Genomic DNA, 7855 nt, shown 5'->3' with positions numbered 1-7855 from the left:
GGTGGTAGAATGGGAGATACCGGCCTTTTCATGCCAGACAGCCGGATCGCCCACCCGGCTTCCATTGACCCGGATGCCTCCGGTGACGATAGCCGTCACGGTAAAATCCTCATAGGACATGGAACGGATGGCCACATGGTCCATGCTGGCTGCAGTGGAGAGCCCGGTACAGAGCTTCGGGTTCAGGCCCAGATCCGTGAGGGCCAGCAGCTCCATATGCTCCTCATAGGTGTCTGCCCGCAGCTCACAGGACATTCCGGCTCCAGGATTACAGTCATTGTTAAAGACAGCTTGCAGATCCGCACGAAAACCGCCGCCGATGGGTCCGGTACTTAAGACGTCCCGCGGACCCGCAAAGCATAAAACCAGGGATTTCTGATAGTGATGTAATTTGTCGCCGCCGGGCAACTCCAGAAGCTTCATGGCTTTTTCCTCCAGATATGATATTCTAATAGAGATCATAGCGCAGAAAAGGCCTATTTGCAAGAAAAAGACAGGAATAGCAGGGAGAATAAAATAATGCGTTTTCAGATGAATTTTACGACCTCCTATGACGATGTAATTCGTTTTACATCGGCGGAGGACTTGCACAGATTTTATACAGAACATGGCTGCGACGGGCTGGAGCTTATGCCGCTTCCTTATTCTACGGCGGAAGCTCCGGATGTCTATCTGTCGCCGAAAAAGTGTCCGCTGATCGTTCCGGGTATGGTGACCGGAATCCATTGCTGCTGTGTCGGGGATTGGGTAAATCAGGACAGGAAAGGGCTGATTCGGCATTATCGGAAGGATCTGGACTACGCTATGCGAGTGGGCGCGGAGTATGTGGTCTTTCATGTGGTGCAGGTGGACGATGAGGAGGGCTTTACCTATCAGGGAAAGCATACAGATCGGGAAGTGATAGACGCAGCGGCTGCTTTTATCAATGAGCTTTTGGACGGTCAGGAGTATTCCTTCTGGTTCCTGATGGAAAATCTCTGGTGGCCGGGTCTGACCTTTTTGGAGCCGGAGGACACCCGGGCATTGATTAGCCAGGTGCATTATGGGAAAAAGGGCTTTATGCTGGATACCGGGCATTATCTACACACGGATCTGGAACTTAGAACCCAGGAGGAAGCGGTGGAGGCCCTGCATCGGATGCTGGACCGGCAGAAAGATATGATTCCCTATATCAAAGGCTTACATCTCCAGCAGTCCCTGACAGGAAACTATGTGAAAGAGTGGCTTCAGACGCCCCATGAGCTTCCGGAGAATCCGACGGAGCGGTTCTGTAAGGTTTACGAGCACATTTTCCGGATCGATAAGCATGAACCCTTTACGGCTGCAGGAGTGAAAGGGCTGGTGGAGCGGATTGCGCCACTGTATGTGACGTATGAGTATATCACAAGGAGCAGGGAGGAGCTGGCGGAGTATCTGGAGAGGGGAAGAATTGAATAGAAAAAATATAATCGGAAAGGATGGCATGGTGTATCCTTTCCGATTATGGATAATCCCGTTTCTTTGTGGAGGGATACGGCTCATACGAGAGGGGATTATCCAGACGTTATACTGCGCTCCTTGCATTGCGGAAGACCGTTTCATGGGAAAGGCGTTCTTCTGTTATGGAAGCCTGATAATCTGCTTCATCGAGCTTTGCTTCAATGTTGTCAGTTAAACTGGCGTACTGTTCAAGACTTAGAACCACCATGGCACCGTAGCCGTTTTTAGTCAGGTAAACCGGATTCCCGTCACGATCAGTATGGGTGTGGCCCTCTTTCCGAGTGAAGTCATCGCCGCCGGCAAGGCTAATTTTAACGAATTGGCCGAAAAAGCTCAGGCCGGGTTGGATTTGGCTTTAGGGCGGGGCGGCGATCAGGTCGTCGTCTATGAAGACGACGGTTCGCCCCATTTTTACGGCGGTAAAACGAGAAGCGTCGAAAAGAATACTCGTGTGCGGGCCCGCGTCGTATCCCAGGCTATCCATGAACTCATCGATACCAGTGAACTGGTCTTAGTCATGGGCCACGAACGGGAAGATTATGACAGCCTCGGTGCGGCTGTCGGCGTCGCACACATGGCCCGCATGGCCGGAAAACCGGTCCATGTCGTCCTCAGTGATCAGACCGACGCCGTCGAGCGCCTTACGTCGGAACTGATGGATGATCCTGATTTCAAGGACTTAATCATTTCGCCGGAAACGGCAGAAAAGCTCTGCAACAACCAGACCCTGCTGTTCGTCACCGATACCCATCGGCCGGATATGACGGCGGCACCGGCCCTCTTGACCAAGACCGACCGCCGCGTCGTCATCGACCACCATCGCCGCAGTTCGGACTTCATTCAAAAACCGCTGCTGACGTATACGGAAACGTCGAGTTCCTCGACGAGCGAACTCGTAACCGAACTTTTGCAGTATTTCCAGGAAGACGTAGACCTTGCTAAAATCGAAGCGACGGCCCTCTATGCCGGTATCGTCGTCGATACGAAGAACTTTGCCGTCCAGACCGGGGTCCGTACCTTTGATGCAGCGTCTTATCTGCGCCGATGCGGCGCTGATCCGGACATCGTCCGTGATCTCTTCAGCTGCGATTTCGATACCGTAAAAGATCGGGCTGCTATCCTTTCCGGGGCCCGCATCAAAGAGGGCATTGCCGTGGCCAGCTGTCCTAAGGGACTGGCCAACGCCATGATCATTGCAGCTCAGGCAGCCGATGCCTTGGTCAATATCGACAAGGTTGAAGCCAGCTTTACTTTTTACTACCTCGACGACGGCTATATTGGCGTCAGTGCCCGGTCGCGAGGCGATATTAACGTACAACTCGTCATGGAAGCCATCGGCGGCGGCGGTCATCGCACCGTAGCCGGCGCCCAGGTTAAGGGGCGCACGATGGAAGAAGCCCAAGAGATTGTCATGGCGGCTCTCCGTGAGACTTTAGATAAAAATAAGGAGATTGATGAAAAATGAAGGTAATTTTATTGGAAGATGTAAAGAAACTGGGAAAGAAAGGGGACATCGTCGAAGTCTCTGAAGGCTATGGCCGCAACTTCCTCCTGCCCCGTAAATTAGCATCGCCGGGGACATCGGAAAACATCAACGATGCCAAGCAGAAGCAGGCTGCCGCTAAACATAAGGCCCAGGTTGCTTCGGATGAAGCAGTCATCCTGGCCAGCCAGCTTAAAAAAGTAGAACTCACGATTCCCGTTAAAGTCGGTGAAGGCGGCAAAGTATTCGGTGCCATTACGGGCAAGAATATCAGTGAAGCTGCCAAAGAACAGTACGACATCGATCTCGACAAGAAGAAGGTCGAAATCAAGGACCCGATTAAATCCGTCGGCGACTATGATGTCACCATTCGCGTTCATCCGACCATTACCAGTGTCATCAAAATACACGTTGTAGAAGGCTGATTTTCCAGCCGTAAGAGGTTACAATGAAAGAATTATTGGATAAACTGTTACAGCGCCATAAGTACTTAGAACCTACGGCGGAGGAAGAACTCCGCCGTCAGGTTAACGTGCTTTATGGCGCTTTTACTGGCCTTATAGGGTCTGAAAAAATGGTCCTTCGTGCCAGCAAATACTCGGCTCTGTCATATATTCATTCTGAAGATCCGCGTCAACGCCTGGTCGGTCTGCAGCGCCTTATTTACGAAGACGTATCGTATGACAAGGTGCCCGGCGATGACGAAGTCATCAACGTCCTCAATGAGCTTGAAATGGTCCTTGCCGAAATGCTGGCCCGTCAGGCCGTCGAAGAGCGGCTGGAAAAGAAAATCAGCCAGCGCATGGACGAAAAGCAGCAGGAATACGTGCGGGAAATCAAGATGGAACTCATCAAAGAAGAACTGCATGACGTAGAAACCCAGCAGACCAAGCGCAAGCTCAAAGAATTAAATGACCTCGAAAAGGTCGAACTTACGGAATCGGTCATGGAACGGGTTCGTCCGAAACGGCTCAGTGCCATCGTCGGTCAAGAACGGGCTGTCGAAGCCATGCAGAGCAAACTGGCCTCGGTCTATCCTCAGCATCTGCTCCTCTATGGACCGCCCGGCGTCGGCAAGACGACGGCGGCCCGCATCGTTCTCGACGAAGCGAAGAAATTAGCCTTTACGCCTTTTGGGGCCAAGGCTCCTTTCATTGAAACAGACGGAACGACCCTTCGCTGGGATTCGCGGGATATGACCAACCCCCTCATCGGTTCCGTTCACGATCCGATTTATCAGGGTGCCCGCCGCGATTTGGCCGATACAGGCATTCCGGAACCGAAGCCGGGCCTGGTTACCGAAGCCCATGGCGGCATCTTATTCATCGATGAAATCGGTGAAATGGATCCGATGCTGCTCAATAAATTGTTGAAAGTTATGGAAGACAAACGGGTTCGCTTCGAATCGGCCTATTACGATGAAGACGATCCCAACGTTCCTGAATATATTCGCCGCCTCTTTGCCGAAGGGGCACCGGCGGACTTCATCCTCATCGGAGCGACGACGAGGGATCCGTCGGAAATCAATCCGGCCATCCGTTCGCGCTGCGCAGAAATCTTTTTTGAACCCCTCATTCCGACGGACATCGAAAAGATCGTTTCCCATGCAGCCGAACAGCTCGGTGCTGAACTCGAAGACGGCGTTGCTAAATCCATCTCTGAATTTACCATTGAAGGGCGAAAAGCCGTCAACATCCTGGCAGATACCTATGGGTTGGCCGTCTTTCAGTCGGGACAGAAAGATCAGGTGCGCATTACGAAAGATCACGTCCGCCGTGTCGCTCAGATCAGCCGTCTCGTGCCTTATATGACGGAAAAAGCCAGCAATACGCCGGCCGTCGGCAAGGTATTCGGCCTCGGCGTTGCCGGTTATTTAGGATCTGCCATTGAAATCGAAGCCGTCGCCTTTCCGGCGCGGCAGCCGGGCAAGGGGTATTACCGCTTCAATGATACGGCAGGCTCCATGGCCAAGGACTCCATGTTCAATGCAGCCGCTGTCATGCGCCGCGTAACCGGGAAAGAATTGTCCGACTACGATGTCAACATCAACTTCGTCGGCGGCGGCAATATCGACGGTCCTTCCGCCGGCTGCGCCATTACGACGGCCCTCATTTCAGCCGTTTCCGGTGTGCCCGTCCGTCAGGATATGGCCCTTACGGGAGAAATCTCGATCCAAGGCCAGGTCAAACCCGTCGGCGGCGTCTTTGAAAAAGCCTACGGAGCTCGCCAAGCCGGCATGAAGGGCATCATCATCCCGAAAGAAAACAGCCATGACATTCCGGAACGCCATTTGGGCCTCGATATCCATTATGCCGCGGCTATTGACGATATTCTGGATTTGATGTTGGTTAAACAGGGGGAATCATAGTATGGAACAGCGGGTGCCACCGCAGAATGTCGAAGCTGAACAAGCTGTTCTCGGCGCCATGCTTCTCAGCCATGACGCTGTCATTGCGGCCATGGAACGACTGCAGTCGCGCGATTTTTACCGGGATGTCCACCGCGTCATCTTTGAAGGCATGGAACATCTGCACCGGGAAAATAAAGAAATCGACGTCATTACTTTGACGGAAGAACTGCGGCGCATGAAACGCCTCGACGATGTAGGCGGTGTCGAATACGTCCTGCAGCTGCCTAACTTGGTGGCGACAGCGGCAAACATCGAGTACCACGCCAACATCGTTTCCGAAAAGGCCTTGGCGCGGAACTTGATTTCGACGTGTACCGAATTGACGACCGAAGCCTATGACGGGGAAAAGGAGCCGGAAGATCTCCTCGACGATGCAGAACGAAAAATCCTGCAGCTGTCGGATACGAAGAACCGTGGGGACTTTGCATCGGTCGGTGCCGTCGTCGAAACGACCCTCGATAAGATTACCAAGCTCTATGAAAATAAAGCCGGCCTTACGGGGCTTCCGACGGGTTTTCGCGACCTCGACCGCATGACGTCGGGTCTCCAGCCGTCGGACCTGATCCTCGTCGCCGCCCGTCCCAGTATGGGCAAGACGGCCTTTACCCTGAATATCGCCCAGAACGTCGGCGTTCGCCAGCGCAAGACCGTCGCCTTCTTTTCTTTGGAAATGTCTCAGGAACAGCTCGTTCAGCGTCTGCTCTGCCAGATTGCCCATATCGATTCGCAGAAGCTTCGTACGGGCCAGCTCAACAGCGACGATGAATGGGCGCGCCTTACCGATGCCTGCGACAAGCTCTATGAATCGCCGGTCTACATCGACGATACGCCGGGCATTTCCGTTGCTGAAATGCGCTCTAAAGCGCGGCGCCTGAAATCGGAGCATGGCCTGGACCTCATCATTGTCGACTACCTGCAGCTCATGCAGGGGAGAAACTCGGAAAGCCGTCAGCAGGAAATCTCTGAAATTTCCCGGTCCCTCAAGGCTCTGGCCCGAGAACTCAAGGTTCCTTTAATCGCCTTGTCCCAGCTCAGCCGAAGCGTTGAAAGCCGTCAGGATAAGCGGCCGATGCTCAGCGACCTCCGTGAATCAGGGGCTCTTGAACAGGATGCGGATATCGTTTCCTTCTTATATCGAGAAGATTACTACGATAAGGAGACGGAAAATCAGCACATTACCGAAGTCATCCTGGCTAAGCACCGAAACGGCCCGGTCGGCTCGGTGAAGCTCTACTTCAGAAATGAATTTACCTTGTTCCTCAACTTGGACACGCAGCACGAAGGATAACGTGCTGCGTTTTTTTTGCTAGCGACTTAAAATTACCGCGAAACACAGTTGCTGATGCTGTGTTGAATGGAAATTTCAGATTCAATTGTTCCCGAGGGCTTAATGGGTATTGCAATTAACCCCAAGTAACTTCCTTCGAAAAAAATAAAAAAGTGCTTGCATTATTCTATGCGCTGTAGTATACTAATTAAGTCAGCGGTTCTTCTGAGAAGTCGAAAAACTTTTGATTTCAGGACAAGAATTAAAAAAACTGATGAAAGTTCTTGACAGAACATCGAGTCTTAGATATAATAGACTATGTTCTATGGAACGATAAGCCAACGTAGCTCAATTGGTAGAGCAACTGACTTGTAATCAGTAGGTTGTAGGTTCAAGTCCTATCGTTGGCTCCAAAAAATGGTGGGGTTCCCGAGTGGCTAAAGGGAGCAGACTGTAAATCTGCCGGCGTTCGCCTTCGAAGGTTCGAATCCTTCCCCCACCACCAATGTCGCGGGGTGGAGCAGTTGGTAGCTCGTCGGGCTCATAACCCGAAGGTCGTAGGTTCAAGTCCTGCCCCCGCTACCAAATTTTTTTTACTATATATTAGTAAAAGACAACTTCATACAAGGCTTTGACCTGTATACAAGCTGTTGTAGCTCAGTCGGTAGAGCGTATCCTTGGTAAGGATAAGGTCACCGGTTCAATCCCGGTCAATAGCTCCACACATGGCGGCTTAGCTCAGTTGGCTAGAGCATGCGGTTCATACCCGCAGTGTCCAGAGTTCGAATCTCCGAGCCGCCACCATACTGATAACCTCGTATCCACGGGGTTATTTCTATATGCAGACATATTTTTTGCTTAATTTTCTGTTTTTTTAAGCAAAGAATGTGGATATGTGATAAAATGCAAGTGGATAGATGTTTTTTAAAGGAGGAATTGATTATCATGGCAAAAGAACATTTTGAAAGAACTAAACCGCATGTCAACATTGGCACCATCGGTCACGTCGACCACGGCAAAACGACATTAACGGCAGCTATCACCAAAGTTTTGGCTGAAAAAGGCTACGCTAAATTCGAAGACTATGCCGACATCGACAAGGCTCCGGAAGAACGTGAACGCGGTATTACTATTAATACGGCACACGTTGAATACGAAACGGACAACCGTCACTATGCACACGTTGACTGCCCGGGCCATGCTGACTATGTCAAGA

Annotated in this window: 7 protein-coding genes and 5 tRNA genes; 11 read left to right on the top strand and 1 reads right to left on the bottom strand. The window is 51.7% G+C overall.

All coding sequences use genetic code 11. From position 1 onward, the window contains the following. Positions 1 to 423 (bottom strand): adenosylcobinamide amidohydrolase (locus tag QZQ46_RS10485; protein WP_296829775.1); only part of this gene is annotated, 423 nt, incomplete at its 3' end. 96 nt (positions 424 to 519) lie between these two features. Here QZQ46_RS10485 and QZQ46_RS10480 point away from each other — a divergent pair. The 11 genes from QZQ46_RS10480 to QZQ46_RS10430 all read left to right on the top strand — a co-directional run. Then, complete coding sequence (locus QZQ46_RS10480; RefSeq protein ID WP_296829771.1) at positions 520 to 1437, top strand: TIM barrel protein; 918 nt, start codon at positions 520 to 522, stop codon at positions 1435 to 1437. 301 nt (positions 1438 to 1738) lie between these two features. Beyond that, positions 1739 to 2944: a DHH family phosphoesterase gene (locus QZQ46_RS10475; protein ID WP_296829768.1), complete on the top strand. Its 1206-nt coding sequence runs from the start codon at positions 1739 to 1741 to the stop codon at positions 2942 to 2944. Continuing rightward, complete coding sequence (gene rplI / locus QZQ46_RS10470; RefSeq protein WP_296829765.1) at positions 2941 to 3387, top strand: 50S ribosomal protein L9; 447 nt, start codon at positions 2941 to 2943, stop codon at positions 3385 to 3387. The genes QZQ46_RS10475 and rplI overlap by 4 nt, the downstream gene beginning before the upstream one ends. 23 nt (positions 3388 to 3410) lie before the next feature. Then, positions 3411 to 5330 carry a Lon family ATP-dependent protease gene (lonC, locus tag QZQ46_RS10465; protein WP_296829762.1) on the top strand — a complete coding sequence of 640 codons (1920 nt, stop codon included), beginning with the start codon at positions 3411 to 3413 and terminating at the stop codon, positions 5328 to 5330. Between the two features lies 1 nt (position 5331). Further along, positions 5332 to 6660 carry a replicative DNA helicase gene (gene dnaB / locus QZQ46_RS10460; RefSeq protein WP_296829759.1) on the top strand — a complete coding sequence of 443 codons (1329 nt, stop codon included), beginning with the start codon at positions 5332 to 5334 and terminating at the stop codon, positions 6658 to 6660. A gap of 316 nt (positions 6661 to 6976) precedes the next feature. Continuing rightward, a tRNA-Thr gene (locus QZQ46_RS10455) sits at positions 6977 to 7052 on the top strand. A 6-nt stretch (positions 7053 to 7058) separates the two neighbouring features. Further along, positions 7059 to 7144 (top strand) — tRNA-Tyr (locus tag QZQ46_RS10450). Positions 7145 to 7148: 4 nt separating this feature from the next. Next, positions 7149 to 7224 (top strand) — tRNA-Met (locus QZQ46_RS10445). A gap of 61 nt (positions 7225 to 7285) precedes the next feature. Continuing rightward, a tRNA-Thr gene (locus tag QZQ46_RS10440) sits at positions 7286 to 7361 on the top strand. A gap of 5 nt (positions 7362 to 7366) precedes the next feature. Further along, positions 7367 to 7443: transfer RNA gene (locus QZQ46_RS10435), tRNA-Met, on the top strand. Between the two features lie 141 nt (positions 7444 to 7584). Next, positions 7585 to 7855: GTP-binding protein (locus QZQ46_RS10430; protein WP_172980569.1), on the top strand; the 271-nt coding region annotated here is incomplete at its 3' end.

Source organism: uncultured Megasphaera sp. (assembly GCF_900539295.1).
GTDB lineage: Bacteria > Bacillota > Negativicutes > Veillonellales > Megasphaeraceae > Megasphaera.
The sequence above is the reverse complement of the archived record's forward strand: the minus strand, read 5'-3'. Positions and strand labels throughout refer to the sequence as shown.

Bases quoted from the DNA above. Each gene is read 5' to 3' on its own strand.
- QZQ46_RS10480 (WP_296829771.1), top strand. From the start codon at position 520: ATGCGTTTTCAGATGAATTTTACGACCTCCTATGACGATGTAATTCGT.
- lonC (WP_296829762.1), top strand. From the start codon at position 3,411: ATGAAAGAATTATTGGATAAACTGTTACAGCGCCATAAGTACTTAGAA.
- dnaB (WP_296829759.1), top strand. From the start codon at position 5,332: ATGGAACAGCGGGTGCCACCGCAGAATGTCGAAGCTGAACAAGCTGTT.
- QZQ46_RS10475 (WP_296829768.1), top strand. From the start codon at position 1,739: ATGGGTGTGGCCCTCTTTCCGAGTGAAGTCATCGCCGCCGGCAAGGCT.
- rplI (WP_296829765.1), top strand. From the start codon at position 2,941: ATGAAGGTAATTTTATTGGAAGATGTAAAGAAACTGGGAAAGAAAGGG.